We start from the raw sequence: 26,986 nt of genomic DNA, 5'->3' as shown, positions 1-26,986 counted from the left end.
ACGGGGCCGCCCGTGCGGAGACGACTATCCCGAGGCTTCCAACCTCAGTCATGTTATTCAGGCCAGAGGCCTGAAATTAGTCGTCACTCGCGGGACGCAAGCGACTGCGGATTAGTACCCGGGATTTTGTTTGAGTTTTCCCTGATACGCATCTACGGTAGCTTGGTCGTAAGGAAACAATTCACTTTTTCCCGTTACAAAGAATCTGGCAATACCGGCATGAAGCTGAACACCATCAATGAGGTTAGTGGTCAGGTGCTGCCGCCAGTCCAAACGCGTCCAGCCCGTTGGAGCCGTTGTTACTGTGTTGGGCTTATAAAATGAATTTTGCCACTGAATTTCTTCTCCGTTGTTTTTCCAGAAAATATATTGAGGAATAGTGGCATAAGCGCCCTTTGCATCTCTCATATCCTGAATTTTTTGGCGAGTTTCGGCGATTTTTTCGGCCAATAAATTCCAACGTATCAAGTCAAACTTACGAATACCTTCACTGCCAAATTCAAGATAACGCTCATTGACAATGGCATCAAAAAAGCCTGCTTTGTCAGTAGGTGTTTTACCAATTTTACTTTCGTTTCCTTTGTAAGCTCTTTTACGTACTTCTTCAAATGCGGTAATCGCTGCCGCTGTGGGGGCACCATTTAGTTCATTTTCAGCTTCGGCAAACATGAGCAAAACATCAGCAAAACGAATCATTGGCCAGTTGTAACCGGGGTTCAAAGCAGTACCTGGTAACAAAGGGTTACGCCAATCTTTACGGAACTTTCCATCCGTGATTTCTCCCAAACGACGCGGTGATTTAACGTTGGTCGCGGCTACTGCATACAATGTCGTCGTTACATCTCGGCGCGTGTCAGTAGAGTCAAAAGCGTAGAAATAGTTGGGCAATACCAACAATCCACCTCCACCCGTTCCGTATCTGGAAGAAGCATTGACCGATGGACCGTTGTAATTTCCCATGCGACTATCGGAGTTGGAGTTAGAACCGCCCGCTCCTACTTCAAAGATAATTTCACCCGCAGGGTCATACGTAAATGATGTCAATTTACGCCAAATATCTTCAAAACTTGGATTGAGCGTATGCTCCCCGCGTTTGGCCATCAGGTCAGCACATTCGTCGCGGGCAATTTTGATATAGGTTTGATAATCAGCATTCCGCTCCATTTTTCCACTGCTTCGCAAGGAGTAACCGCCTCTGAACATCGCCAATTTGGCACGTAACGCTTTTACGGCTCCTTTGGTGATGCGCTCGTTGCGAACGCCCGCTTCGGTACGCCAAGGCACTAAGTCGGTAGCGGTTTTTAAATCTTCAATCAGTTTGGTATAGGTTTGATCTCTGTCTGATTGAGGAATAAACAAATCAGTTTGCTTGTAGGCCGGTGTGAGAGGAGCGGGTACGTCGCCCCAGTTACGAAGCAATTCAAATAGAAATTGTGCTCTCAAAGTCAACACTTCGCCATATAAGCGACGTAGTTCTTTCTTTTCAGCATCCGTTCCGCTGGTATATATCGCCATCAGTGGAATTTGCTCAATGCACAAATTGGCTTTTTCGATACCGCGGTACAACTGCAAGAAGGGATTACGAATCTCGGTGTTGGTCAACAACAACTGATAACGACCAATGCCACGACGACCATTGTCAATGTTACCCGACACAATCATTTCGTCCGAATCGTACGGATAATACATATTGATACGAATACCGTAACCGTTGTCACCCATGAGTTCATCATAGACTCCAATAATGGCGTTAGTCGCGCTGGCAACGTTGGCAAAAGCATCAGAAATACTGATTTGCGACTTGGGTTGTACATCCAAGTATTCTTTACACCCGCTCACCATCAGCATTGTAATGCAGAAAGGGATGGCTAAAACGGTTATTTTCTTAACTATATTTTTCATCTTAAATCGAGATTTGTGATTTTAAAGCCCTCCCCAAATGGGGAGGGTTGGGGCGGTTCGCCGCTGCGAGGGGCTTTTAAAACGTCAAATTCACTCCAAAAACCCATGTTTTAGCGCGTGGATACCCTGCAAAATCAACTCCCTGTGTCAATGGATCCGAACGACGGGTGTTTACTTCCGGGTCATAGCCGGTATAGCTGGTCAAAGTCGCCAAGTTGTTGACAGTTGCATAGGCTCTAAAACGTGACAATTTGATTTTTTTCAACAAATCGCTCGGCAACGAATACCCCAAAGTAAGATTATTGATACGCAGGAATGAACCATCTTCCACCGCCCATGAGTGCAACCAATAGCGTTGTACACGCACAGGAGACCAAATTTTAGCGTTGGCATTCAGCGCGGCTAAAGCCGTTGGGTCGGTTACTACCTGTCCTTGGTCGTTGATATTAGTCCAACGGTCTTTCATAAATTCGAGCATATTCAAGCTTGGGAAAGCTCCATCGGTCATTTCGATTTTATTGGCATTGTAGATGTCGTTGCCTACTACCCAGTTCATAAAAACACTCAAATCGAAGTTTCTATAGGAAAATTGGTTGTTCCAACCTCCCATAAATTTCGGATTGGCATTACTAATCACTGTACGGTCCTTATCGGCTGTAACGAGGCCGTCTCCGTCAATATCTTTCCATTTCAACATTCCCGGCTGCGGCACACCATATACCGAGTTTACTGGAATACCGGGTTTAATGGTGTAGGTATTGGTTGTGGCATTGAAAGTAAAATCATCTACTTTATAGTAGCCGTCGGTTACAAAACCATACATCAAACCTACCGGTTCACCCACTTTTACCAAATAATCGTCTGTTCCATCAGAACCCTGCCAGCCTGAGTTACGGGTCAATTGGGATACCGTACCTAAATTCGTGACGGTATTTTTATTGGTTGAAATATTGAAGTTTGAATTCCACGTAAAGTCCTTCTTCTGAATAATATACGCATTCAACTGTACTTCAATTCCTTTGTTGGTAGTAGAGCCCAAGTTTTTAATTTGGGACGAATAGCCCGAGGTTGGAGGAATAGCTACGGCCAACAACAAATTTTTACCGCTGTTTTTATACGCATCCACCGAAAGTTGGAAGCGATTGTTCAAAAAGGATAAATCCAAACCTATATTTTGAGAAATATTGGATTCCCATTTCAAGTCTTCATTGGCGAGCGCAATAGGGGCATAACCCGGCAACACGCTGTGATTGAGGGCGTACTCACCCGTTACCCCGTATAATTGTTGATACAACAAATCACCAATTCGGTTGTTTCCGGCGACTCCATAACCCAATCGCAGTTTTCCATCGGTAAGAAACTTATTATCCTTCATGAAACCTTCCTTGGTAAAACGCCAAGCCACAGTTCCCGAAGGAAACACCAACGCACCGTTGGCATATTTAAACTTTGAAGAGCGGTCAGAACGTAGTGAAACAGTTGCCAGGTACTTATCATTGTAGCTGTAGCTCACCCGTCCAAACAAGGAGAACAGACGGTTTGCCGGGATTTCGTTAGAGATAGGCCGAGCCTGTTGAGCTCCGGTTGGTGGCGACCCAAGGCCCATGTTTGCCAAGGCTTGTTCTGCCGAAATATCGGTAGGAAAATAGCGCGTTTCAATTGTCGTACTTTTGCTCACATTTTGATAAATCTCCTGACCCACAATCACATTCAAATCATGCTTATTCTCAAACTTCTTGCTGTATTGAAGCGCGTTTGAGTTGTTGATAGTGACGGCAGATTGTTGAAAAATAGAAGCCACGGGCTGTTGCGCATAGTTTCGCGCCGTACTCGTAATTTTGCTCCAAAACGCGTTGGTTTGGGCATCATTGTTATCAATTCCGATGGTGGTTTTGAAAGTCAGGTTTTTCAAAATAGTGTACGTAGCATACCCGCTCAGGTTGATGGCTTTGGTGTAGGCTTTGCGGTATTCTGCTTCGGTCATCAACACGGGATTCACCAAGTTGCCCGAAGAAATGTACAGGTTTTCGTCAAAATCATCTACTTCCGGCGTAGCGGCAATGAGTAACGGACGATACTGAACCGAGTGACGCAGACGGTTGGTCGCTTTGGTACCGCTATTGGTGGTACCCGCTCCGCTGATGGTTTGGTTGAGGTAACAAACCTACTCGCAGTTTATCAGAGGCTTTGTGGTCCATTTTAAACATAGCCAAATAACGGTCAAAGCCGGAAGCCAGCAACACTCCGTCTTCTTTATTAGCCGTAAGACTCAAATTGAAATTGGTGGTTGCGTTTCCGCCGTTGATAATAAAGTTATGGTTTTGATATTGGGCTTTACGACCAAATACCTCTTCCTGCCAATCAATCGGTGTCGTGGTTTTGTACTGATTAATGTTTTCCCACGTTCCGTATTGATTTGCGAAACTGGTTTCATCAGCAGCCGTACCTCTGGAACGCTCGTATTGCCAACGCACGAAATCATACGGGCTCATGACGGGCAATTTTTTGAAAATTTCTCTTACCCCCACGGAGCCATTATAGCTCACGGTGGTTTTGCCGCCCTTACCCGATTTAGTGGTAATAATCACTACCCCATTGGCACCGCGTGCTCCATAAATAGCAGTAGTTGAAGCATCCTTCAGTACGTCAATGGTTTCAATATCCTGCGGAGAAAGGAAAGACAGCGCATTTTCCACCTGAATTCCGTCTACGATATAAATGGGTGAATTGTCTTGGGTAATCGAACCACCCCCACGAATACGAATTTGAATATCAGCTCCCGGCGCACCTTCAGAAGTAGTGACCCGTACCCCCGCCAACCGACCCGTAAGGGCTTCGGCCGCGTTGGTCAACGGAATGTCTTTCAATTGTCTGGCTCCTACTGACGACACCGAGCCTGTCAGGTCGCGGCGATTAATGGCTTCCCCATACCCAATGACCACAACCTCTTCCAACATCTTTTGGTCGGCAGTAAGGGTCAGGTTTACTTCAGAGCGACTGCCTACCACGATATTTTGAGGCAAATAACCCACAAAACTGAAAATCAACTCAGCGTCCTTTTTGTCGGGAACGTTAATGGTGAACTTACCATCATTGGTGGTGGTAGTTCCTACAGCGGTGCCTTTGACCAAGATACTCACGCCGGGCAAGGTCTCACCCGAAGTGGCATCGGTCACAGTTCCGGTCACTCGGCGGTTTTGCGACCACACCAAGGACAGGCAACCGAGCAAGAGGAAAAGAGTAAAAATTTGTTTTTTCATCTAAATTGGTTAGTTAATTTGTGTAAATAGCTATCGTAAAGAAGGAATAGCAAGTAAATCCATGTCCGTAAAATCCTTGTTTTCGCCCGCCATTCCCCAAATGAATGAATAGCTTGAGGTGCCACAGCCCGAATGAATGGACCAAGGCGGCGAAATAATGGCCTGATGATTGGCAACCCACAGGTGACGCGTTTGCGTAGGCTCGCCCATAAGGTGCAGTACACCGTGATTTTCGGGTATGTCAAAATAACAATAGGCCTCCATGCGGCGATCGTGCGTATGAGCCGGCATGGTGTTCCAAACACTTCCGGGTTGAAGAACTGTCAGCCCCATCACCAATTGGCAACTTTGAAGGCCGCCTTCGTGAATGTATTTGTAAATGGTACGTTGATTGGAAGTTTCCAGCATTCCCAAACTGACCGGAAAGGCCTCTTCTTTGGTAAAAGCTTGGTTTGGATACGTATGATGCGCAGGAGAAGAGAGTAAAAAGAAACGCGCCGGATTCTCAGCACTTTGGCTGCTGAATGTAACAACCTGAGTACCTTTTCCAAGGTACAAACAGCCCAGTTTATCCAATTCAAACGACTCACCATCAGCGCTTATACTACCCTTTCCTCCTACATTGATGATGCCCAATTCGCGACGTTCCAAAAAGTAGTTGGCCTTTAAGGCATCGTTAGTTTCGAGGGTGAGCGTTGCTTCCACCGGCATGGCACCGCCCGATAGGACACGATCATAATGCGAATACACCCATTGAATTTGATTGGGTGTAAATAAAGTTTCGATTAAAAAATTTTCGCGAAGTTCTTCTGTACTCATTTGAGCCACTTCTTTGCGGCTGCTTTCGTGTCTGATCTGCATAATGGTTTTTTATGGCTTTACCTTAAGTAGCAAAATCAGGCTTATTATTTATAACAATTTTAATTTTTTTTAGAAACTATTATTATAATAAGACAGACTTTGCCTGTATAAGCTAATCAAGTTTAACTTATACATTTGGTACATTACAAATAATTTCTTGACTTTTTTTATGCAATCGTTGTCGGCAACGTTGCCGAAATCTATTATTTTCAGTTTGTATTGATTTTATTTGAGTTGATTGGTAAAAACGTGTATCTTCACCTTCCCAAATAGTATACCTGTTCTCTAAGTACATAAATTGTACAAAACCAATAGTACGACTGTGGAAATTATTACTATTAAAGATATAGCGAAGGCACTTAATCTCTCCACTTCGACCGTTTCGAGAGCATTACGGGGCAGTTATGAAATCAACGTTGAGACCAAACGAATGGTCATGGAGTACGCCGAACGAATGAATTATCGGCCTAATCCAATCGCCTTAAGTTTAAAAGAAAACCGCAGTCGGTCTATTGGAGTGATTGTACCCGAAATTGCCAACAATTTCTTTTCACAGGCTATCAACGGCATGGAGTCTATTGCCTACAACCGAGGCTATCACGTCGTAATCTCTCAAAATCACGAATCGTACGAACGGGAACTGGTAAGCACTCAATATTTGGCGCAGCGGCGAGTGGATGGATTGTTGGTATCGCTCTCCGGCGAAAGCAATGATTTAGAACATTTTAAAGAATTGCAGTCCAAGGGCTTACCTATTGTATTTTTTGACCGAGTACCCCAAAATTACATTACACACAAAGTCACGGCAGATAATTTTGCTGGAGCGTATCAGGCTACTGAGCATCTTATACAACAAGGCTATTGCCGAATTGCACATTTAACCAGTCCCTCCTGGCTTTCCATTACGTATGAGCGTTTGGAAGGATACAAAAAAGCCCTTCAAGATTACGAAATCCCCATTGAAGAGTCTTACATAAAGTACTGCAGCCACGGAGGAATGATTGCCGAAGAAGTCGAAAATGCCGTTTTAGAGCTGATACGTCATCCCGTGCGTCCTGATGCCATTTTTGCAGCAGGCGATCGGCTTACTACCAGTTGTATGTCATTGGTTAGACAGGAAGGTTTACGAATCCCCGACGATGTGGCCATTGTGGGATTTACCAACTTGGTTACGGCGCATTTGCTCAATCCTTCCCTAAGTGCGGTGCTCCAACCTGCCTTTGAAATGGGACAGTTGGCCACTGAGTTTTTGATTGACCTCATTGAGCGCCCCAAAACCACCATCCGATTTGAAACCAAACGTTTGGAGACCAACTTAGTAATCCGAGGTTCTTCCATGAGACCCGCCAATAAGTAATCAGGACGCTATTTTGTAAAAATTACTTTTGTTTGCTTATTTTTAGGCAAACCTTAAACTCATGATTCGACCTACCCTCCTATTCCTGCTTCTTTTACTTTCCACTTCGATTTTTGCCCAAATCCGCGATACGATTACTGTCTTTCCAAAGGATTCTTCAGTGTATATACGCACCAAAGGACCCATGGCTTACCTTAATTATGGCTTAGGGGAAGATCGTCTTGGCGGGGCCAAAATGGGGTATCTGGATTCATTGGTTTTGCTCAAAGTGACGGGAAAATACAAAGATCAATACCGCGTTCGATTAACCAATTCACTCTCGGCTTGGATACCCCAAAACCTGACCAAACGCGATACACTTGTCAAACTTCCGGTACAATACCTGACTACTTCGTGGCGAGTGTGGGGCGATGAGCGCTACGATTATATTTCAATTCCCCTAACGGAACGCCTCCCCTACCGAAGTTGGCAAGAAATCAGTCCTTCCAAAATCGTAGTAGACCTCTTTGGAGCAACAGCCAATACGAACTGGGTGACGCAGCTGCGCACCGCAAAAGAGATAAAACACGTTGATTATGAGCAGATAGCCGATGAACAGTTTCGGATAACGATTTACTTGCACCATGGGCAGCATTGGGGCTATGCCATTGGCTACGAAGGTCGGCGTTTGGTCATACGCGTTAGCCATCAACCCGAAAAATTAAAACTCAACTCTCTCACCATCGCCATAGATGCCGGACATGGCGGTACTAATTTGGGTGCCGTAGGATTGCGTTCCAAACAGTTGGAAAAAGACCTCAATCTGAGCATTGCATTGCACTTGAAACGTGAACTCGAACGAAAAGGAGCTACAGTTTTGATGACGCGCACAACCGATACGCTCTTTAATAATTCTGACCGAGTCGTCTATTTTCGTAAGCTAAAACCTGATTTACTCATCAGTATTCATAACAACGCTGCTGGAGACACCACCAAAACCCGAGGCACCAGTACGTATTACAAACACCTTGGTTATCGTCCGTTGAGTCAGGCCGTTTTGGAGCGGTTGCTTGAAATGGGTCTCACCGAATACGGTAATGTGGGTCGTTTTAACTTTGCACTCAACAGCCCCATCGAATACCCCAACATCTTAGTAGAAGGTGCCTTCATGAGCCACCCTGCCGACGAAGCATTACTCTTGCAGGACGATTTTCGTAAAAAAATGGCCAAACAAATTCGCAAAGGCGTCAATGATTGGCTCAAACAGGTAAAACGGAATAAATAATGGAGGTATTTATAGTTATTGGTTGGTTGTGAAAACACAACCAACGGCAATGAAACCTCACCCGCTAAATCTCCCTCTCCTTTCAGGCGAGGGAGACTTTTTAGACAGCCTCGTCCACTTTACACTTTTTCCCCGCTTAACCTTCCCACTTAAATGACAGGGTGCCGTTTAAACTCCTTGGTTCGGTCAAATAAATAGCGATACGTAGCGTGTAACTTATGGGGAGTTCCTCCCAGTAGTTCTACAAATCGTATCATTTTCGGGTTAAAGTCACCAATCCAGTTCATCTCAAGCTCGGTGTATTGGTAATTGGGTTGCCATGCTACTTTAGAAGATGCCAAAGCAATAGCCGACTCTACCCCCCGCCCCTGAAATTCGGGAATGACGCCAAAAATGACGCCAAACGCTTTGTGGTTGGTTTTCATGAGTTTATGATAGAGAAATTTCATTTTCCCTATCAAATCCAACTTCCCATTGACGTGTTTGAAGATTTGATTCAGTTCCGGAAGCATGATAAAGAAGGCAATGGGTTCATTATCATAGTACCCAAACCACATCAATTCTTCGTCCAAAATCGGCTTCATTCGCTGCATGATTCCCCGCGATTTTTCGGGCGTCATGTCTTCTGCACCCAAGTTTTTTGCCCAGGCTTTATTGTAAACGACCCGAAAATTTTCGGCGTATTTGTCCAGTTGTTTTTTGTCAATGTGCCTGAATTCGTAGTTTTTCATGGCCAAAATCCGCTCTGCACGCTCAAAGAAAACACGGTTGACGCGCTCCATAAATTTGTCCTTGGGCATGTGCAAAAAGAAGGTCATTTGCTCAAAATACGTCTGAAAGCCGTACGCCTCAAAAAACCGTTGGTAATACGGAAAATGATACCCCATTCCGTACAAAGGTTCTTTATCAAATCCATGAATAAGCACCCCCCAAAAGCGATCACGCTCGCCAAAGTTAATGGGTCCGTCCATGGCTTCCATACCGCGTTCAGTAAGCCATTTTTTACACGTATCAAACAGTGTAACTGCTACTTTTTCATCTTCGATACACTCAAAAAAGCCCATTCCGCCCGTGGGTTGGTCATTTCCTTTATTAACAGTATTTTGGTTTACAAACGCCGCCACTCGTCCCACTGTCTGTCCTGAATCATCCACGGCAATCCACCGAATACACGCTCCGTATTTGAAATTCTTATTTTTTTTGGGATTAAACGTGTCTTCTACGTCTTTGTCCAGCGGACGAATCCAGTACGAGTTACCTTTGTAAAGACGAACGGGTAACATCAAAAATTCACGTTGGCGTTGTGGGTCCCTTCCTACTTCGAGGATTTGCATAGCAATAAAAGTTGTCAAAATGAAAAACTTGCTAAGTCTGAAGACCGCATCCAAAAGACTTGGCAAGTCTTAATTAAGAGCGAAATTATGCGTTTTCGGTAGATTATAAAGCATCGACTTTGACAAAAAACTAACTTTGCATTCTGAAACCACCAATTAACTATCACTAATGACTAAAAAACGCCTTGCTATCTTTGCTTCAGGGTCAGGTTCCAATGCCGAAAAAATCGCCGAATACTTTACCGGTCGTACTGACATTGAAATTTCGTTAATACTTTCCAACAACCCTCAGGCAGGTGTCATTGCGCGGGCGAGGCGGTATCAGATTCCCGTAGTTTTGTTCGATAGAAAGACATTTTACGACACCCATCGTATCATCGAAATCCTTCAAAATGAACACATTGATTTGGTTGTATTGGCAGGATTCATGATGCTGATTCCCGAAGCAATGGTACAGGCATTTCCAGACAAAATTGTCAATATTCACCCTGCGTTGCTCCCTAAATACGGAGGAAAAGGCATGTACGGGCATTTTGTGCACGAAGCAGTAGTTGCCGCTCAGGAGCTTGAATCAGGCGTCTCCATTCACTTCGTCAACGAACGTTACGACGAAGGCGATATCATCTTTCAGGCAACCTGCGAAGTAATCCCAACCGATACACCCGAAGAAGTGGCGCGCAAGGTACAGGTGCTGGAGCACCAACATTATCCCGAAGTAGTGGATAAGCTGTTAAGTGCCTTAAACAGTTAGAATAAATACTGCTTATGCTTTGAATATCAAAGTATAAGCAGCGTATCATGAAACAACTCCTCGCTTTCCTTTTTATTCCTTTGTTTTCATTTACTCAAAATCAGACATGGGTGATTACGGGGAATGTAATGGAAGGCATCCAAACGCCGATTCCCTTTGCGAGTGTGTACGTAAACAACACCTCGATTGTAACTACTGCCGACGATAAAGGCAATTTTACCCTCAAAATTCCTGCCCGATTTAAGAAAGTAGAATTGGTAGCCTCGTTTATTGGCTACAAATCCGTCACAAAAATCATCGAACGTACAAACGGCAAAAGTCTAGCCTACACCTTTCAACTCACTTCGACCAATATTCTTTCTGAGGTAAAAGTGAAAGCCAAAATGGATAAAGAATGGAAACGGCGCTGGCGCATTTTTGAAAGCGGGCTGAAAGGAGAATCACCTTTTACCAAAGATTGCCTCATTCTGAATCCGGAAGCGGTGCGTTTGTCGTACGACAACGAGCGCAAACAGGTTTTAGCCACTGCTTCTGAGCCCATTGTCCTGCAAAATCGTGCTTTTGGGTTTAAAATTTTATTCCATATGGAAAGCTTTCAATCGGATGGGGAAAAGACTTTTTTTGCGGGTAACAAATTCTTTCAGGAAATTCCCGCTGAAGAAGAAAATGTTAAAAAAAGGCAAATACGGAATCGGGAGCTTGCTTATCGAAATTCATTCCGAAATTTTTTGGTTTCTCTGGCTAAAAATCAATTAAAAGAAAATGGGTTTGACCTCTACACCGTACGTCGGCTCAGTGATGTTTACCTTATTCGTATTTTATTGTCCAAAGAAATAGCGGATGGTAATTTCAAAGAAATTTCGGCGCAGGACATCTGCTTCTGGAATCCTGAAACAGAGCAATATATTTTACAATCCGACAAACTGCTTTTTATTTTTGCACTCAATCGGTTTGATGCCAAGTCGGTTTTTGTGGACCGACCTTCTAAATATTCCCGTCTGGTTTTACCCAACCAATACCTGCTTTTTAACGAAAATGGTTGGATCACAGCGCCCAACGGCATGATTATCTATGATTTTTGGGGGCAGGAAGGCTTTTCTAACCTGCTTCCCAATGACTATATTCCTGCCGATGCTCCGCCCGTTGATTCGCTGACTACCATTCGGCCCATTGCGCTCAAAAGCCTTTCAATACCCTTGAACATGGCTCAAAAATTGGAAATCGCTCAAAAACAGGCAGCTATTACGATTCAGGGAGTACAGTATCAAAGAAAGGACGCGATTCGTGTTGAGGAACAAAAAACTCTCATCAACTTAGACTATGAAGTCAAAATCAACGAAAGAGATAATGGGTTGACCGTTTTTGATTTATTGCGCCGCATCCCGGGTCTGAAAGTAACGGATTCTTCCATTTCATTTTTGGGAAACAACACCAATGTTGACGGCTCCGGGGACAGCACTCCTGCCTTGGATATAGACGGGCAATTTTCGGATAATTCTGAGTTTGTTATGGAAACCATCAGTTCTCTATCAGTTCGGCAAATCAAAAAAATAGGAGCAGTCAAGTACGGAAACAGCGCCGCCTACGGGGCCAGAGGGGCTAAAGGAATCATTGTAATTCAAACCGTCAAATAAAAGTGCCGCTTTCTCTCTGAAAACGGCACTTTTTATCAGAAAAAGTAATTTTATTTCTTCGTAATCACCAATTCTACCCGACGGTTTTTCTCGCAGGGACTTGGTTTACACAACAATCGTGTATCGCCGTAGCCTTTTGTTGCAATCCGCGCGGAACTTACCCCTTTCCGTATCAAATATTCACGCACGGCATTGACCCGGTCGCGGGAGAGAATAAGGTTCTTTTCAGCATCTCCGATTTTATCCGTATGCCCTTCCAAACGAATTTCAACGCTTGGATTGGCTTTCATCCATTCTGCTACTCGGTCCAATTCTTGGTAAGAACTGGCCAATAACTCTGATTTGGTCAACTCAAAATACAGATTGTCCATCACCATTGGCTTATTGATCAAAGCGGCATCATAAGGCGTTGGTGTTAGTACAGGCTTCGATTCGGGCTTGATTTCAGGCTCTACTTTCTTTTCGGGTTTTGGCGTACGCTCTTTTTTCGGTTTGCGTTCCCGTTTGGGTTTTGGCTCCCGCTTTGGTTTCGGTTCTCGTTTTGGCTTTGCTTCCCGTTGTGGCTCCTCCACTTTTCGATCCCGAGAAATGGTTTTTCGATTGGAAACAAAAGTAATGGGCAGTTTAAAATTCAACATGATAACACTCTGAGAAATATCTACCCTACTCACGCCCACTACCTGACTGTTTTTGTAGAACGTATTTTCAGATTGAAGCAAATTAGACAATGGATGATAGTAGGACAAGCTAAACTCAATACCACTGTTTTCGCCTATCAACATACCAATTTCAGGTACTACCAAAGGCACTGCTTTTTGCAGATTGTAAGTCCGTGAACGATAACCGGTCCCTCCTTCTAAATAGCCACCCTCTCTTTCTTCGATTTTGTCACGCCCATTGGCGGTATTCATGTAAAACAGGGTGGAATAATAGCCCCCCAGCTGCGCATAAATGCCTGACCATTCTTTCATCCACGTGTGTCGAATCAACAAACCGGTTCTTAGGTAATTGAAATTCCAAACGGTAGAAACCAAATCGTGACCTTTGTAAGCAAAGCTAAACGGGTGCTCTAATTTAAACACCTGCCGTTGCCAGGCTGCACTCAAACCAATCGACCACCGATTTTCGGAACGACGTACTTTCCAGCGATAATACGTTTCAAATCCCCACAAACTTGTGCGGTATTTGCGGGTATAAACGGTTCCGTCGCTTTTGACTAATTCGCCTTCATACGAAGAAACACCCCACGCAGGTTTGGAGGCTTCGGTGCCGCTAAGCAAGGTTACATTGGGAGGAATAACTGCCCCGACACTATACATGGGCGCAATGACCCAATCTCGCTGACGAGTGTAGTTTTGTGCTGATAACAGGGAACAATTAATAATGCCAATCAGGCCAATCAAAAATATTTTTAGGGTAAATGTCTTCATGAGCTTACTGAATATTGCATAAATGTACAATGCAAAAAGCCGCTTGCCAAGGGGCAAACGGCTTTTGTATCTGCCTATTTATTAAACGGTTATTGCTTTGTTCGAGTAATAATCAGCAGCAGAAAATGTGCTTTTGGAATACATAGTATCCTGATTGTAAGTCAGTTTTAAACGTAAACGCCAAGTCCGACCAAGAACCGGAATTAGAAAACATATTTATTCTCCGCAATCATCGCATCAGCAACCCGACGACGCGCATTTTTGGTATTAAAAGGTTCAATTTTAGTGAAACGCTTTAAGCCCATGAGCATAACGCGAAGTTCATCCCCTTCGGCAAAACCCATAATCGCTGCTTTACCGGCGCCGTTCACTTTCTCTACTGCTTCGTGCAAATAGCACATCGCTAAGTCTTTTTGCAACTCACAGGCTTTTTCTCCTTTGATACCGATGAGTTTTTCCGTACGTAAGATAGCTGATTCAGCAGCGTAAATTTCAATTGCCATATCAGCTACATTCATCAAGATTTCCTGCTCATCCGACAGTTTCATCATAAACTTCTGTACCGCTGCACCCGCTACCATCAACGCCGCTTTTTTCAAGTTTTTAATCACTTTCTTTTCGGCAGCAAACGGAGTTTCATCTTCGGTAAGGCTAAAATCAGGAATTGACATGATTTCTTTGCCTACGGCCATAGCGGGTCCCATCAGGTCAATTTCACCCTTCATAGCGCGTTTTAGCAGCATATCTACCGTTAACATACGATTGATTTCGTTGGTCCCTTCAAAGATGCGATTGATACGGGCATCGCGATACGCACGGTCCATGGGTGCATCGGCCGAAAAGCCCATACCGCCATACACTTGTACCCCTTCATCTACCACGTAATCAAGCACTTCGGAGCCGTGTACTTTCATCATGGCGCATTCAATGGCAAACTGCTCTAAGGCTTTCAGTTTGGCTTCGGCATCCGACACCCCTTTTTCTTTTAAGTCTTCAATGGCATCGTCAATGTTTTGACCCGCACGGTAAGAAGCTGATTCTGAAGCATACAGCTTCACGGCCATTTCACCCAATTTGTGCTTAATAGCGCCAAACGTACTGATGGCAATGCCGAATTGTTTGCGTTCGTTGGCGTATCGGATTGCTTCCGTGGCTACCTGTTTAGCACCTCCCACGGCTGCAACTGCTAATTTGATACGACCAATATTCAAAATATTAACGGCAATCTTGAAACCGTTTCCACGGTCAGAAAGCATGTTTTCAACAGGCACGTGGCAGTCATTAAAGAAAATCTGACGCGTGTCAGAGCCTTTGATACCCATTTTATGTTCGGGCTCATTCATCGTTATCCCTCCGTAGGTTTTTTCTACGATAAACGCCGTCAAATTTTTATCTGTTTTTCCACCTTCGTCAATTTTGGCAAAAACAATGAATACGTCGGCAAAACCACCGTTGGTAATCCACATTTTTTGACCATTGAGAATGTAGCTTTTTCCATCTTCGCTCAAAACCGCTTTGGTTTTACCCGAATTGGCATCTGAACCTGAATCAGGTTCGGTTAAGCAATAAGCGGCTTTCCACTCGCCCGAAGCAAGTTTTGGCAGATATTGTGATTTTTGATCTTCGTTTCCGTAATATAAAATAGGCAATGTACCAATCCCCGTGTGAGCCGACAAAGCCACTGAAAAAGAATTACCGGCACCCGTTGCTTCCGCGACGAGCATGGAAGTATTGAAACTCATTCCAAATCCGCCGTATTCTTCGGGAACGGCGGTACCCAAAAGCCCTAACTCGCCGGCTTTGTCCATCAGAGACGACATCAAATCGGGCGATTTAGCTTTGTCTATTTCTTCTACACGCGGCCAAATCTCGGTAGCCAAAAAGTCACGGCATGATTGAGCAATCATTAACTGCTCTTCGGTAAACTCTTCTGGGATAAATACTTGAGAAGCATCGGTGTCTTTAATCAGGAATTCTCCTCCTTTAATACCGGCACGATTTTCTACTGCTGTCATGGTTTATAGGAATTTTAAATAATGTTATGCTTGCATACAAAATTAGAGTAAACAAAAATAGTATGCAAGCATACTATTAAAAAATTTTATAGCTTGAATCATTATCTTTGTAAAAAAATCCAACGACAATGGAAACGATAGCAAAAACCGAGGAGCAAGTTCGTCAGGAGCGGGCAGTCGCTTGGGCCAAGCGACTATTGGCAAGCAAACAGGAGTTAGAGAAAAAAATGGAAGATGATATTCAGAATAACCCGAAAATCAGTGAATTGGTAAAACAGCTATAGTGTCTTGAACGCACTAATTTTGCACCTTGAGAATCCTTATTTTGTTGAAATTATTGATGCTTTCCGTAAAGTGACGGGAGGCTATACCGAAGATAAATGACCGAAACACTTACTATATCGCCCGAAGTACTTGCCAAATACGAGATTGTGATTGGCTTGGAAGTACATTGTCAACTACAGACCAATACTAAAATTTTTGCCGCCGACGCTAATCAATTCGGCAGTGAACCCAACACCAACATCAGTGTGATTACGCTGGCGCACCCGGGAACGTTACCCAAACTCAACAAAAAAGCCGTTGAGTACGCTGTGCGCATGGGCTTGGCGTGTGGGTGCGACATTACACGAAATACCATTTTTGACCGCAAAAATTACTTCTATCCCGACCTTCCAAAGGGTTATCAGCTTTCGCAAGACAAATTTCCGATTTGCGTAGGTGGCGGAATACCCGTTACATTTAAGGATAAGTCTGGTAAATCAGTTGAAAAAACGGTACAAATCCACCATATCCACTTAGAAGAAGATGCGGGAAAATCAGTTCATGATGGTGCACTGACCGATACATTACTGGATTACAACCGTGCAGGAACGCCTTTGATTGAAATGGTTACGGATCCATGTATCGGTTCGGCTGAAGAAGCGGGGGCTTTTTTAACGGCCGTTCGGCAGTTGGTTCGCTTCATTGATATTTGCGACGGAAACATGGAAGAAGGCTCGTTGCGGTGTGACTTAAACGTTTCAGTTCGCTTGAAAGGTGCTTTGACGTTGGGCACGAAAGTAGAGGTCAAAAACATGAATTCGATTCGGAACGTGATGAAGGCCGTAGAAACAGAATTCCGTCGGCAGGTGGAAATGGTAGAAAATGGAGACATTATCTTGCAGGAAACGCGCATGTTTGACCCCGAAACGGGTGAAACATCGGGGATGCGACTGAAAGAAACCATGAACGACTACCGTTATTTTCCCGAGCCTGACTTAGCCCCCGTTTTTATTTCGGACGAATGGATGACTAAGATTCAGGATGAAATGCCGCCGTTGCCGCGCCAACTGTTTGAGCGATTTACGGCAAACTATGGTCTTTCGGCAGGACACGCGACTACATTAACCGACACTAAAGAGGTGGCTCTTTATTTTGAGGAATTAGGAGCGAAGGCAGGAAATTACCAAGCCGCCGCCAATTGGGTCTTAGGACCTGTCAAAACATATTTGAACGAAAATTCCGATAAGACAGCCGACCAATTTCCACTTTCTCCCGCTCAGTTGGCAGAAGTAATCAAATTGGTGGAAAGCAATCAGGTAAGTCATTCAACGGCTTCGCAAAAGCTGTTACCGATTTTACTTGAGAACCCGACGCAAAATCCACTGGAAGCAGCTAAACAAAACAATTGGCTGCAAAACAGTGACGCCGGTGCTTTGGAAGGCATTGTGGATGAAGTATTGACGGCGATGGCTGATAAGGTGCAGGAATTTAAAAAAGGCAAAAAAGGGCTGATGGGACTATTTGTAGGAGAAGTAATGAAAAAATCCAAAGGCAGCGCCGACCCTAAAATTGTCAATCAATTATTGGCAAAGAAATTAGGATAAAATACGTGGCGGTCGGTTCAAAGCCGACTGTCACGTCGCTCATTTGTGAATTATATTAATCTATAAGCTATGAAAAGAGTAATCGGTCTTGGGGGAATCTTTTTCAAATCAAAAGACCCCGCAGCGCTTCGCGAATGGTATCGTACGCATTTGGGCATTGCCGCTGAGGAATGGGACACGCAGTTTTTTCCAAAGCAACTGGAGGAGGCCAATCTGGATGCTTATCAGGTTTGGAGTCCTTTTAAAGAAAGCACTACGTACTTCGCTCCCAGTGAGCAATCATTCATGCTTAATTTTATTGTAGAAGACCTGTTTGCGCTCCTGACAGAATTACGCCAGGAGGGTGTTCATGTTTTTGAGAAAACGGAAGATACTGAATTTGGAAAATTTGGCTGGATTTTCGACCCCGATGGCACCAAAATAGAACTTTGGCAACCGCCTCTCAAACAACCGCCAGTTTAAAATCGACCGTTGTTTTTAATCTATAAATCTACCTAAAAAGCACACACTAACTTCTCATTGTCAGTCGTTTATAGTTTAATAAACTACGACTGCGCCATGAAAAAACTCTTTACGCTCGCTTTTTTATTCAGTCTGCTTCAATCTGCTTACGCTACGCACCAAAGTGAAGGTTTCTTACTCCGCAACTAAGCATGTTAAAGTCTTATTTCAGCTTATCGATGTAAAAGGAAAAATCATGGATGAATATCAGGAAACCAAACGGTATCTGACTCACAGCCACGATTTTAATGTAGGAAATTTACCGCAGGGAGTTTATCTTATCAGAACGATAGCCGACAAAATAGTCACCGGTAAATTTATAAAAGAGTAACTTTTTAAGCGTTTTTCACCAAATCCACCAACGTTTCAATCCAAATTGGGCTGTCGTTAAGGCTTTCGACGAGTTGCCAGTGTTTACCTCCTGACTCTTCAAATAACTCTTTGTACTCTTCGCCCACTTCGATGGTGGTTTCGAGACAGTCGGACACAAAGGCGGGCGAAAAGGCCAACACACTTTTAATGCCCTTTCCGGGCAATTCTTTGATTACGTCGTCGGTATAGGGTTGTACCCAAGGAGTTTTACCCAAACGTGACTGAAAACTCGTCATGTATTTTCCTTCGGGAATATTCAGCGCTTTGACCAATAAACGTGTCGTTTCAAAACATTGAGCGCGGTAGCAATGCTGATTCATGGCATGGAGCGAACCGCAACATTCGCCGAGTTGACACACTTTTTGGGTTACATCCCCCTTTAAAATCTGACGTTCGGGTAAGCCGTGGTAACTGAACAGAAAAAAGTCGTACTCGTGCTTAGCTATGTATTTCTTAGCATTTTGGACAAATCCTTCAATAAACTTGGGGTGTTTTACAAATTGGTTGACAAAACGAAGTTGAGGCATTACCTGCCATTTTGCCAAGATACGCATCACTTCTTCGTACACGGAGCCCGTGGAAGCCGAAGCATATTGGGGAAAAAACGGAACAACTACAATCTCCGTCAACCCCATTTTTTGAAAAGCAGCTAAACCCACCTCAATACTTGGGTTTTGGTAACGCATTGCCAATTTAACAACGTATTTTTCTCCCAAACTTTCCTGCAGTAATTTCTCTACCGATTCGCCATAGATTTTTAAAGGTGAGCCTTCCGGCAACCATAACTCCTTGTATACCTTAGCCGATTTGGGAGCGCGAAAAGGCGCAATGATGAGATTGACGAGCATAAAGCGCTGAAGATAGGGAATATCTATCACGCGTCCGTCCATCAAAAACTCACGCAAATACTTGCGAACATCGGGCGTATTGGGGCTGTCGGGAGTCCCGAGATTAACAATCAAAACTCCCGTTTTGCCGAGATTTTGTTGAGTACTTACAGCTGATTCTAAGACAGGTGAAATCATAATTTTTTGAGCGGGCAATTGTATTTTGTTTTCCAGTACATTTGGAGGTACTTAAAAATAACTCTAATCAGGCAAAAAAGTTCCTGTCTATTTTTGCTTTCTTGCCGATTCCTGGCCTTTAAAGCTGGACAGAAATTAAAGTTATTTGCGTCCGCACAAACAAAGGCTGTACCAATTCAAGACAAGAAGCGTCTAAAACTACAAAATCAAACGTTACCTTTGTAGGCTTTTTGCTTCTAAAGAAAAGTAATCATAAAAAGTAAGCGAGTCATGGCATTCAATTTTGTATATCACAAGCCCTTAGTTATTTCTGAAATCGGTTGCAACTACATGGGTGACTTCGAGATTGCGAAGGAATTAATCAAACTGTCGAAAGATTGTGGGGCAGATTATGCCAAGTTTCAAAAACGCAACGCGCGTGAGCTCCTGACCGAGGAACAATACAATGCCCCACACCCTACTCCTTACAATTCCTACGGCAGTACCTACGGAGCGCATCGGGAATTTTTGGAATTAAGTTGGGAGCAACATGCCGATTTGAAAGCCTATGCCGAATCCATTGGAATTGGTTATGCCACGTCCGTATGGGACATGACTTCTGCGCATCAAATCATAGCCCTCAAACCCGATTTCATCAAAGTTCCCTCGGCTTGTAATAACCATTATGAAATGCTGCGCTTGCTCCGTGACCAATACGCCGGTGATGTGCATATTTCCTCGGGGATGACGACTCTGAGTGAGGTGGAGGAGATTGTGGCGTTTTTTGAAGAAACCAACCAAGCTAAAAACCGACTGGTTCTGTACAATTGTACTTCCGGCTATCCGGTTCCGTTCAAAGACATTTGCCTGCTCGAAATCAATCGGTTGTATGATAATTATGGCAACCGAGTTAAGGAAATCGGGTTCTCTGGGCATCACCTTGGAATTGCAGCTGATATAGCTGCCTATACGCTGGGAGCACGTTGGGTTGAGCGACATTTTACCAAAGACCGTACCTGGAAAGGCACCGACCACGCGGCCTCGCTTGAAGTAGCCGGTCTGCAAAAATTAGTACGGGATTTGAACTGCATTCATGATGCGCTCACGTACAAAGCCAAGGAAATTTTAGACATTGAGGCCGAACAACGCAATAAATTAAAATATCGTAAAGCCCAAACGGCTTAATTAGCCAACTCCATTAAGTTATGTCTCGACCCAACGTACTGGCTATTGTTCAGGCTCGTAGTGGAAGCAAAGGTCTTCCCAATAAAAACTTATTACCGCTGGCGGGTCACCCGCTGATTGCGTACAGTATCAAAGCGGCACTTGAAACTCCTTCCATTACGCGTACCATTATCTCGACCGATTCCGAAAAAATCGCCAATGTCGCGGCACAATACGGCGCAGAAGTCCCCTTTATCCGACCTGCCGAATTTGCCCAGGATTTGAGTACCGACTTTGACGTTTTCGATCATGCGCTGCGCTGGTTTATAGAAAATGAAAATTACCGACCGGATTTAGTAGTGCAACTGCGCCCTACCTCCCCTGTTCGTTCGGTACATCATATCGAAGATGCCATACAACGATTGCTGAATGCCCCCGAAGCTGACAGTATTCGAACCATTACCCCTTCCCCCATTACTCCCTATAAATTGTGGCTGTATGATGAAGAGACTTCTACGATGAAACCTTTGATGAGTCATCAGACCTTACCCGAATTTTATAACGAACCGCGTCAAAAACTCCCACCTGTGTACTGGCATATCGGCAACTTGGACGTGATTAGACCTCACGTTATTCTTGAAAAAAAATCAATGTCGGGTTATCCCATTCTTCCCTATGTGCTACCGTTTGACTATGCCATTGACATTGACGACCTCGTTGGTTTTCGCAAAGCAGAAGAAACGATGCAGTTGGTAGATTGCGTGAAGTTTAATAACAGTTTGGCAGAGGGATAAAACGCAGTTCATCATGCTCAAAAAGGCTGCATTTTTTGCTGTAAGCAGTTTACCGGTTCTCTTTTTTTTCGGGTATTTGTGTCGATTCAGTACTCCATTTCCCAATGAAGACGACATTCCTGCTATTTTAGCTTTTATCAATCGTGCCTTTCCGTTTACGGGTGAAACGTGGCGGCTAATGTTTGTGCCTTTTCGAGAACACGTTATCCTCCCCGCTAAAATCATTGCCTATTTTCAGGTGCTTTTTACGGGAAGTATGAATCTGAAAGCAATGATTTTGCTCGCAAATCTCTTTTGGGTCCGTGTTTTGTGGTTGCTTTATACATTGACGAAAGAAGCCAAACTACCTTCGTTTCTCTTTCTTCCCGTTCCATTCCTATTATTTCAGGTTCAGTTTTCAGAAACGGCCTTGTGGCCTATGGCCCTTTGGTCCAATTTGATTGTGGTCTGGTTGGCCGTCGAATCCCTGAATCTTTTGATTTCTAATCAAAAAGAAGTTTGGCGTTTTGGATTGGCATTTTTACTTGCCTTAGCAGCTACATTTTCCAACGGAAACGGTTTGCTGGTGCTGATTATCGGTTTTAGCGTATTGCTTTTTCAACGAGCCGAAAAAAGACGGATTTTACTGTGGATATCATTAAGCGCTGTTTCAGTCTCAGGCTATGTATGGGCCAAATCATTGGGCATTCCTGACCATCAGTATGGTATTCAAACCAACCCCTTAAAGTGGTTGTTGGGCTGTATGATTTTTATTGGAAATTATGGTGATTTTGTATCCGGAAGTTTGAGGAATCTCGCTTTAGTTCTTGGTTTTGTGCTGACAGCTGTACTTATAGCAGTCAATTTTCTGCAAATAAGAAAAATCAATTACTTTACTTCGCTCTACTTCAAGTTGTCTGCCTTTTTCCTTTTCATACTTATGACGGGTGCAGCCGTTGCTCTGTTAAGAACCGAACCTGTGGGGTTGGAGGCGATGTATTTAGGGCGCTATCGCCATTATTCCGCCTTGGCTGTTTCCATTGTTTACATCACCTGCCTGTATTATTTATACCCAAAACGTCAGGCTAAATGGCTGTTTTATTTCGCCTTACCTTTGAGCATTTTAGTTGGAATCCTCTCTTATTACAAAGATTGGGGATATCGGTACATGGACAATCAGCGCTTTTTTACGGACGCTTACAACATGAAGTATAACAACACCCTGTACATAGAAAAGAAAGGCCAAATGTCGTTTCCCGAAATTTTCCGCGAGACGTTGGATAAGAATTTATTGAATACGGGAGGAACGCAATTAGTAGAAAACCCCAACGATTGGTTAACACCTCCCACCGATGCTTTGGTTATTTCTACAACCTTTCAAACAGAGCCCTCTACCGATACAAGTGGTTGCTCTAAGGGGTACATAGTTGAATCTGAACAACCCACCTTCCAACTGGGGGAGGAAGAAATGTGGATATGGATGCTGAAAAATGACAAGTATAGTTATCTCTATCCCTCTACTTCTATTAAAACAAAGCCGAGTCAATTAGTGCGTAACTTTGCGTATTTCAAACCGGGTTTTGTGGGAGAAATAGCCGCCTGTCGGCTACCGAAAGGCATCTATAATTTATTTCTGGTGAATATTTCAAAGAACAATTCAGTCCGTTTTTATAGAACAAACCGTACCATTGACATTTAAGCAGTTGTGAATCTGAATGATGGCGATAAAACTTTTTTTGACCGACGTTGATGGTGTTTTAACGGACGGAAGCATGTATTATACCGAAAGCGGTGACGAAATCAAACGGTTTCACACGCACGATGGAATGGCGTTTGAATTGCTTCGTAATGCAGGCATAAAAACGGGTATTGTCACTTCCGAAAATACGCAGATTGTTGCACGCCGAGCGGCTAAAATCAAGGCCGACTACCTATTCCAAGGTAAACGCGACGGAGGAAAATTGGCAGTAGCCCAACAGATTTGTGCTGAAATGGGCATTTCACTAAGTGAAGTCGCTTACATTGGTGACGATATCAATTGTCTGGATTTATTAAAGGCAGTCGGCGTGGCAGCTTGCCCGGCGAATGCTGTTTCAATAATCAAAAATCTACCTTCCATTATTTTGCTTGAAAAAAAAGGCGGCGATGGGGCTGTTAGAGAGTTTGTAGAACTCATCTTGAAAAAGCAGTAAAATAGAGTAATCATGCAAAGGCAACAATCATCCTCCCGTTTTTATTGGCTTATCATTTTAGCAACAGCGTATGTGAGTTGGTATTTTTACTACGTAGCTCAATATGCGGTAAATATCCCTTACCTCGACGACTATGACGCCATTTTAAAGTACATTATTACTTTCAGGAAAGTTGATTTCGCTGAACAACTCAAGTCACTTCTGCTGCCTCATAATGAGCACATTATGATGATAACGCGCGTAGTGAGTTGGATTAGCTATGGTCTGACGAAAAAAATAAATTTTGGAAGTCTTCTTCTTATTGGCAATGGACTGCTAGTGATTCAATTAATCTTTCTGTACCGATTATTTACTCCTTCCAATCGCTTCTCTGCCATTTATTTCTTGATGGTGATATTGGTATTTTTAAATCCCCAATATTCTCCCACTTCTTTTTGGGTCATGGCACTTTGGTCCAATATATGGGTAGTACTGCCCGTAACTTTGAGCATTTTTCTTCTGTCAAATTCCAAAACATTGTATTGGGCATTGCCGGTCGCTATTCTTTCTTTATTCAGCAATGGCAATGGGCTTATGATCTGGCCAGTAGGATTTTTTATTATGTTGATGGATAAACGTCCTTTGAAACAGTACCTTGTTTGGGGTTTTACTGCGATTCTTGCCTGTGGTACTTATTTTTATCTGATGCGTCAACAGCCCTCTTCGGGCATCTTTGAATTAAGTAATTTACTTTTTCTACCGCTTAATTTATTGGCATTTTTAGGTTCTTACGGAGCGTTGTTGGGCGGAAAATTGGGTCAGGCAATGGCTGTATTGGTTGGACTTATTGTCTTCATCATGAGTCTAATCTCCTTCAAAAAATACCTGCAATCCCGGGAACGTACCGATTTGATTTTACTTTCACTCATGGTCTTTATTTTCCTCACGGCTTTGGCCGTGGCGTTGTTTCGGGCCGAAAAAGGAATGAGTATCATCATTGGCGGGCGCTATCGACAGTATTCTTCCTTAGCAGTAGCTCTTAGTTTCCTGATGGGATTCCGACTCATTAAATTCAGCGTAAACCGTCTGATAGCCCTCTTGCCGTGGATAATAGTACTAATCATCACACTATTGAGTTTCTATCGTGATATTGGATTACGCAAAACGACCGAATGGCGTACCGTGACTGATTACTATAACATCCTTAACAACCAAGTGGATGTGTACACCACCGACGGAACGCCGCGTTTTGTCAAAACAGCCACCGAGGCTCAGAAAATCGGTTTGTATACCATTCCGCTCCCTTATGATTTAATGGCTCAACTGAAAATGGCATCCCCGCTTCCATTTCAGGGAAAACAACAAAAAGAACACAACGAGGAAACAAAAGCCGACGGTATCACCTGCGGCAATTATTGGCTGATCGAAGAGCCACAGTTGGAATTTCCAAACGCCGCCAACGAAGCCATTTATTTGGTCTTGACCAAAGGCCAAAAGAAGATAATTTTCCCGACGGCCTCTACTCGGAATGACCTCGTAAGTATGCTGAAACAGCAAAGTTATTTTAAAAAAGGCCTGGAGGCTGAAGCCTACGATTGTATCCAATCTTTTAATCAGTACCAAATCAATTGGTTGAAAGTCGGTACCAAGCCTGTACTTTATATAACCAATACCACTATCTTTGACCAATAAACTTTCATCCCTGCTTTGTCACTTGATTATCGAAATATCGGAGTTCTTTTCAGTTTAAATTCGCTCAATGTCATTTTAAACGTCGTCATTTCGACGCTTATGGTGTATCTTTTTGGTACATCTCCGCAGGTAGAAGCATTTTTTGCGGCTTCGGTACTGGGCACCGCTGTCTCGCGGTTTGTCAATACAGGCCAATTAGTGGAAATCATTGTAGCGCGTTATCACCGTATCAAACAGGAAGTCAGTCCTAAAGCGGCAATGTCGGTGGTATCTACCCTGAGCAACTACATGGTGGGGATTGCCTTCCTGATGGTGTTGGCATTTGTGGCAAGCGGTACGGGAATTGTCAATTTGTTGGTGCCCGGTTTCAAGGATACTACCAAATACCAAGTTTGGCAAATTTTCTGCGTTACGGGCTTTTTGATGCCTTTTCAGATTGCGACCAATTTGTTTCAGGGAATGCTTAATGCCGAAAATATCTACGGAAAAGTTGAGTTTACGAGCACCGTATCTCAAGTCTGCAACATCGCAATATTACTCATTTGGGGACGTGAAGGCAATGCGGCAAGTTTAGTAGTAGCACTGACAATCAGCGTATTGGCACAATTTGGCACTACTATTTATTATTTGCGGCAATTGGGGTATCGGCATACTTGGTTGCTTCGTAATCCCTATTTTCCGTTGCGTGATTTAGCACGTACGCTTTCGGCTACTTCCACTTACATGGTCAGTGTTCAAATCTATACGTTTATCTTCAATGCCGGATTGTCGCTGCTTCCTCCGGGCACCTTTGCCATCTATCGCTACGCAGAATTGATTTATGGAAAAGTCTCAAACGTATTTTTGATACCCATAAGTACCGTATTTTTCAACGAAATCAACCGCTTTATCACCCAAAACAACGGGCAGTTAGTAAAAAGATACGTTTCCAAAAACCTTAATTTCTCCTATTTTATTGGTTTTTTAATAGTACTCCCTTTTTGGGCAGGCGGCCAATACTTGATTTGGACGCTCTGGGGAGGCGTAAAATTTAACGCACAGGATGTACAGCGAGTGTATGAACTATTGTGCGTGTTTTTTGCGGCAATGATTTGTTCTGGACCGTATATGATATTTCGAAAGTTGGCGGTTTCGGTGACGCGCCCTGAGTTACAATATTATTTTTGGAGCATTATTCACGTCATTTCAGCTACCATCGGGTATTTTTTGATACGTACTTTAGGGTTTGAAGGCGTATTAATTCAGCTGTTTTTGCAAAATTTCTTAATGGCCTCTGTGCCGATGCTGACGGTTCGCCACTGGAAAAGAGCTTATTTTGGTTTGTATGATCCCGGAGAAATTTTAAAAATCACTATATCTCTTGTTATAGGAGCAGCAACGATTTGGAGTATTACTAATTACTGGAACGACTACATGACTTATGATAAATTAAGCAGTCTTTTTATTGGTATTAGTTTAGCAATCATCGCTCTGGTCGTGTTTATTGGCAGCAGTCTTCTCCTTAAAGTGGATGAAATTCAACTTATTCGTACCAAAGTCATGCACCGATTTAAAGTAGGTAACGAAAAGGACACGCCGATTTGATGCTTAATTTTTTAACTTTGCACAAAACATAGTTACTTCTATTTATCTA

At 43.5% G+C, this 26,986-nt stretch carries 22 protein-coding genes; 14 read left to right on the top strand and 8 right to left on the bottom strand.

The genetic code is table 11. The features are described from left to right. Nucleotides 1-111 precede the first annotated feature (111 nt). The 4 genes from Q0081_RS16100 to kduI all read right to left on the bottom strand — a co-directional run bounded on the left by Q0081_RS16100 (nucleotide 112) and on the right by kduI (nucleotide 6,023). On the bottom strand, nucleotides 112-1,902 hold the full coding sequence (locus Q0081_RS16100) for a RagB/SusD family nutrient uptake outer membrane protein (protein ID WP_298355283.1): 1,791 nt from the start codon (nucleotides 1,900-1,902) through the stop codon (nucleotides 112-114). 76 nt (nucleotides 1,903-1,978) lie between these two features. Next, nucleotides 1,979-3,964, bottom strand: a complete 1,986-nt coding sequence (locus Q0081_RS16095) for a SusC/RagA family TonB-linked outer membrane protein (RefSeq protein ID WP_298355312.1) — start codon at nucleotides 3,962-3,964, stop codon at nucleotides 1,979-1,981. Nucleotides 3,965-4,019: 55 nt separating this feature from the next. Continuing rightward, nucleotides 4,020-5,162, bottom strand: a complete 1,143-nt coding sequence (locus Q0081_RS16090) for a SusC/RagA family TonB-linked outer membrane protein (protein ID WP_298355280.1) — start codon at nucleotides 5,160-5,162, stop codon at nucleotides 4,020-4,022. Between the two features lie 30 nt (nucleotides 5,163-5,192). Further along, entirely contained in the window at nucleotides 5,193-6,023 is an 831-nt protein-coding gene (gene kduI, locus Q0081_RS16085; protein ID WP_298355278.1) for a 5-dehydro-4-deoxy-D-glucuronate isomerase, read from the bottom strand. Nucleotides 6,024-6,345: 322 nt separating this feature from the next. Between kduI and Q0081_RS16080 the strand changes: the two genes are divergently transcribed. Continuing rightward, the gene (locus tag Q0081_RS16080; protein ID WP_298355276.1) at nucleotides 6,346-7,380 is read left to right on the top strand and encodes a LacI family DNA-binding transcriptional regulator; all 1,035 of its coding nucleotides are present in this window, start codon (nucleotides 6,346-6,348) and stop codon (nucleotides 7,378-7,380) included. Between the two features lie 61 nt (nucleotides 7,381-7,441). Continuing rightward, nucleotides 7,442-8,644, top strand: a complete 1,203-nt coding sequence (locus tag Q0081_RS16075) for an N-acetylmuramoyl-L-alanine amidase (protein WP_298355274.1) — start codon at nucleotides 7,442-7,444, stop codon at nucleotides 8,642-8,644. 149 nt (nucleotides 8,645-8,793) lie between these two features. On the opposite strand, the gene Q0081_RS16070 is transcribed toward Q0081_RS16075, so the two are convergent. Further along, a complete protein-coding gene (locus Q0081_RS16070; RefSeq protein ID WP_298355272.1) occupies nucleotides 8,794-9,978 on the bottom strand; it encodes a hypothetical protein in 1,185 nt (394 codons plus the stop codon). Nucleotides 9,979-10,147: 169 nt separating this feature from the next. On the opposite strand from Q0081_RS16070, the gene purN reads away from it, so the two are divergent. Both purN and Q0081_RS16060 read left to right on the top strand, forming a co-directional pair. Next, a complete protein-coding gene (gene purN, locus Q0081_RS16065; RefSeq protein WP_298355270.1) occupies nucleotides 10,148-10,729 on the top strand; it encodes a phosphoribosylglycinamide formyltransferase in 582 nt (193 codons plus the stop codon). A gap of 47 nt (nucleotides 10,730-10,776) precedes the next feature. Then, entirely contained in the window at nucleotides 10,777-12,363 is a 1,587-nt protein-coding gene (locus tag Q0081_RS16060; RefSeq protein WP_298355268.1) for a TonB-dependent receptor, read from the top strand. A gap of 50 nt (nucleotides 12,364-12,413) precedes the next feature. Here Q0081_RS16060 and Q0081_RS16055 read toward each other — a convergent pair whose 3' ends face one another. Beyond that, complete coding sequence (locus Q0081_RS16055; RefSeq protein WP_298355266.1) at nucleotides 12,414-13,793, bottom strand: OmpA family protein; 1,380 nt, start codon at nucleotides 13,791-13,793, stop codon at nucleotides 12,414-12,416. A gap of 203 nt (nucleotides 13,794-13,996) precedes the next feature. Next, nucleotides 13,997-15,808 (bottom strand): acyl-CoA dehydrogenase family protein, encoded by a 1,812-nt coding sequence (locus Q0081_RS16050; protein WP_298355264.1) that lies wholly within the window; start codon nucleotides 15,806-15,808, stop codon nucleotides 13,997-13,999. A 128-nt stretch (nucleotides 15,809-15,936) separates the two neighbouring features. Here Q0081_RS16050 and Q0081_RS16045 point away from each other — a divergent pair, with 128 nt between their 5' ends. The 4 genes from Q0081_RS16045 (at nucleotide 15,937) to Q0081_RS16030 (ending at nucleotide 18,508) form a co-directional block, all read left to right on the top strand. Beyond that, nucleotides 15,937-16,092, top strand: coding sequence for a hypothetical protein (locus Q0081_RS16045; protein ID WP_298355262.1), 156 nt, complete (start codon nucleotides 15,937-15,939; stop codon nucleotides 16,090-16,092). A 96-nt stretch (nucleotides 16,093-16,188) separates the two neighbouring features. Beyond that, nucleotides 16,189-17,676, top strand: a complete 1,488-nt coding sequence (gatB, locus tag Q0081_RS16040; protein ID WP_298355260.1) for an Asp-tRNA(Asn)/Glu-tRNA(Gln) amidotransferase subunit GatB — start codon at nucleotides 16,189-16,191, stop codon at nucleotides 17,674-17,676. A gap of 69 nt (nucleotides 17,677-17,745) precedes the next feature. After that, entirely contained in the window at nucleotides 17,746-18,138 is a 393-nt protein-coding gene (locus tag Q0081_RS16035; RefSeq protein WP_298355258.1) for a VOC family protein, read from the top strand. A gap of 163 nt (nucleotides 18,139-18,301) precedes the next feature. Beyond that, nucleotides 18,302-18,508 carry a T9SS type A sorting domain-containing protein gene (locus tag Q0081_RS16030; RefSeq protein ID WP_298355256.1) on the top strand — a complete coding sequence of 69 codons (207 nt, stop codon included), beginning with the start codon at nucleotides 18,302-18,304 and terminating at the stop codon, nucleotides 18,506-18,508. A 4-nt stretch (nucleotides 18,509-18,512) separates the two neighbouring features. Here Q0081_RS16030 and hemH read toward each other — a convergent pair whose 3' ends face one another. Next, on the bottom strand, nucleotides 18,513-19,574 hold the full coding sequence (gene hemH, locus Q0081_RS16025; RefSeq protein ID WP_298355254.1) for a ferrochelatase: 1,062 nt from the start codon (nucleotides 19,572-19,574) through the stop codon (nucleotides 18,513-18,515). 270 nt (nucleotides 19,575-19,844) lie between these two features. Between hemH and Q0081_RS16020 the strand changes: the two genes are divergently transcribed. Genes Q0081_RS16020 through murJ form a run of 6 tightly spaced genes read left to right on the top strand, consistent with a single transcriptional unit; the run spans nucleotide 19,845 to nucleotide 26,937 of the window. After that, the gene (locus Q0081_RS16020; protein WP_298355252.1) at nucleotides 19,845-20,738 is read left to right on the top strand and encodes an N-acetylneuraminate synthase family protein; all 894 of its coding nucleotides are present in this window, start codon (nucleotides 19,845-19,847) and stop codon (nucleotides 20,736-20,738) included. A gap of 20 nt (nucleotides 20,739-20,758) precedes the next feature. After that, entirely contained in the window at nucleotides 20,759-21,511 is a 753-nt protein-coding gene (locus Q0081_RS16015; protein ID WP_298355250.1) for a cytidylyltransferase domain-containing protein, read from the top strand. 13 nt (nucleotides 21,512-21,524) lie between these two features. Continuing rightward, nucleotides 21,525-23,189: a hypothetical protein gene (locus Q0081_RS16010; RefSeq protein WP_298355248.1), complete on the top strand. Its 1,665-nt coding sequence runs from the start codon at nucleotides 21,525-21,527 to the stop codon at nucleotides 23,187-23,189. 16 nt (nucleotides 23,190-23,205) lie between these two features. Further along, the gene (locus tag Q0081_RS16005; protein WP_298355246.1) at nucleotides 23,206-23,682 is read left to right on the top strand and encodes an HAD family hydrolase; all 477 of its coding nucleotides are present in this window, start codon (nucleotides 23,206-23,208) and stop codon (nucleotides 23,680-23,682) included. Between the two features lie 12 nt (nucleotides 23,683-23,694). Further along, entirely contained in the window at nucleotides 23,695-25,353 is a 1,659-nt protein-coding gene (locus tag Q0081_RS16000; protein WP_298355244.1) for a hypothetical protein, read from the top strand. Nucleotides 25,354-25,368: 15 nt separating this feature from the next. After that, nucleotides 25,369-26,937, top strand: a complete 1,569-nt coding sequence (murJ, locus tag Q0081_RS15995; protein ID WP_298355243.1) for a murein biosynthesis integral membrane protein MurJ — start codon at nucleotides 25,369-25,371, stop codon at nucleotides 26,935-26,937. Nucleotides 26,938-26,986: the final 49 nt, after the last annotated feature.

The sequence above is a fragment of the Runella sp. genome (assembly GCF_027484545.1).
Taxonomy (GTDB): Bacteria; Bacteroidota; Bacteroidia; order Cytophagales; family Spirosomataceae; genus Runella.
This window is presented reverse-complemented; position numbering and strand designations above follow the sequence as displayed.

Coding starts and splice junctions, on each gene's coding strand:
- Q0081_RS16100 (WP_298355283.1), bottom strand. CDS start 1,902: ATGAAAAATATAGTTAAGAAAATAACCGTTTTAGCCATCCCTTTCTGC.
- Q0081_RS16020 (WP_298355252.1), top strand. CDS start 19,845: ATGGCATTCAATTTTGTATATCACAAGCCCTTAGTTATTTCTGAAATC.
- Q0081_RS16000 (WP_298355244.1), top strand. CDS start 23,695: ATGCAAAGGCAACAATCATCCTCCCGTTTTTATTGGCTTATCATTTTA.
- hemH (WP_298355254.1), bottom strand. CDS start 19,574: ATGATTTCACCTGTCTTAGAATCAGCTGTAAGTACTCAACAAAATCTC.
- Q0081_RS16075 (WP_298355274.1), top strand. CDS start 7,442: ATGATTCGACCTACCCTCCTATTCCTGCTTCTTTTACTTTCCACTTCG.
- gatB (WP_298355260.1), top strand. CDS start 16,189: ATGACCGAAACACTTACTATATCGCCCGAAGTACTTGCCAAATACGAG.
- purN (WP_298355270.1), top strand. CDS start 10,148: ATGACTAAAAAACGCCTTGCTATCTTTGCTTCAGGGTCAGGTTCCAAT.
- Q0081_RS16035 (WP_298355258.1), top strand. CDS start 17,746: ATGAAAAGAGTAATCGGTCTTGGGGGAATCTTTTTCAAATCAAAAGAC.
- Q0081_RS16005 (WP_298355246.1), top strand. CDS start 23,206: ATGATGGCGATAAAACTTTTTTTGACCGACGTTGATGGTGTTTTAACG.
- Q0081_RS16015 (WP_298355250.1), top strand. CDS start 20,759: ATGTCTCGACCCAACGTACTGGCTATTGTTCAGGCTCGTAGTGGAAGC.
- kduI (WP_298355278.1), bottom strand. CDS start 6,023: ATGCAGATCAGACACGAAAGCAGCCGCAAAGAAGTGGCTCAAATGAGT.
- Q0081_RS16090 (WP_298355280.1), bottom strand. CDS start 5,162: ATGAAAAAACAAATTTTTACTCTTTTCCTCTTGCTCGGTTGCCTGTCC.
- Q0081_RS16070 (WP_298355272.1), bottom strand. CDS start 9,978: ATGCAAATCCTCGAAGTAGGAAGGGACCCACAACGCCAACGTGAATTT.
- Q0081_RS16010 (WP_298355248.1), top strand. CDS start 21,525: ATGCTCAAAAAGGCTGCATTTTTTGCTGTAAGCAGTTTACCGGTTCTC.
- Q0081_RS16045 (WP_298355262.1), top strand. CDS start 15,937: ATGGAAACGATAGCAAAAACCGAGGAGCAAGTTCGTCAGGAGCGGGCA.
- Q0081_RS16060 (WP_298355268.1), top strand. CDS start 10,777: ATGAAACAACTCCTCGCTTTCCTTTTTATTCCTTTGTTTTCATTTACT.
- Q0081_RS16050 (WP_298355264.1), bottom strand. CDS start 15,808: ATGACAGCAGTAGAAAATCGTGCCGGTATTAAAGGAGGAGAATTCCTG.
- Q0081_RS16055 (WP_298355266.1), bottom strand. CDS start 13,793: ATGAAGACATTTACCCTAAAAATATTTTTGATTGGCCTGATTGGCATT.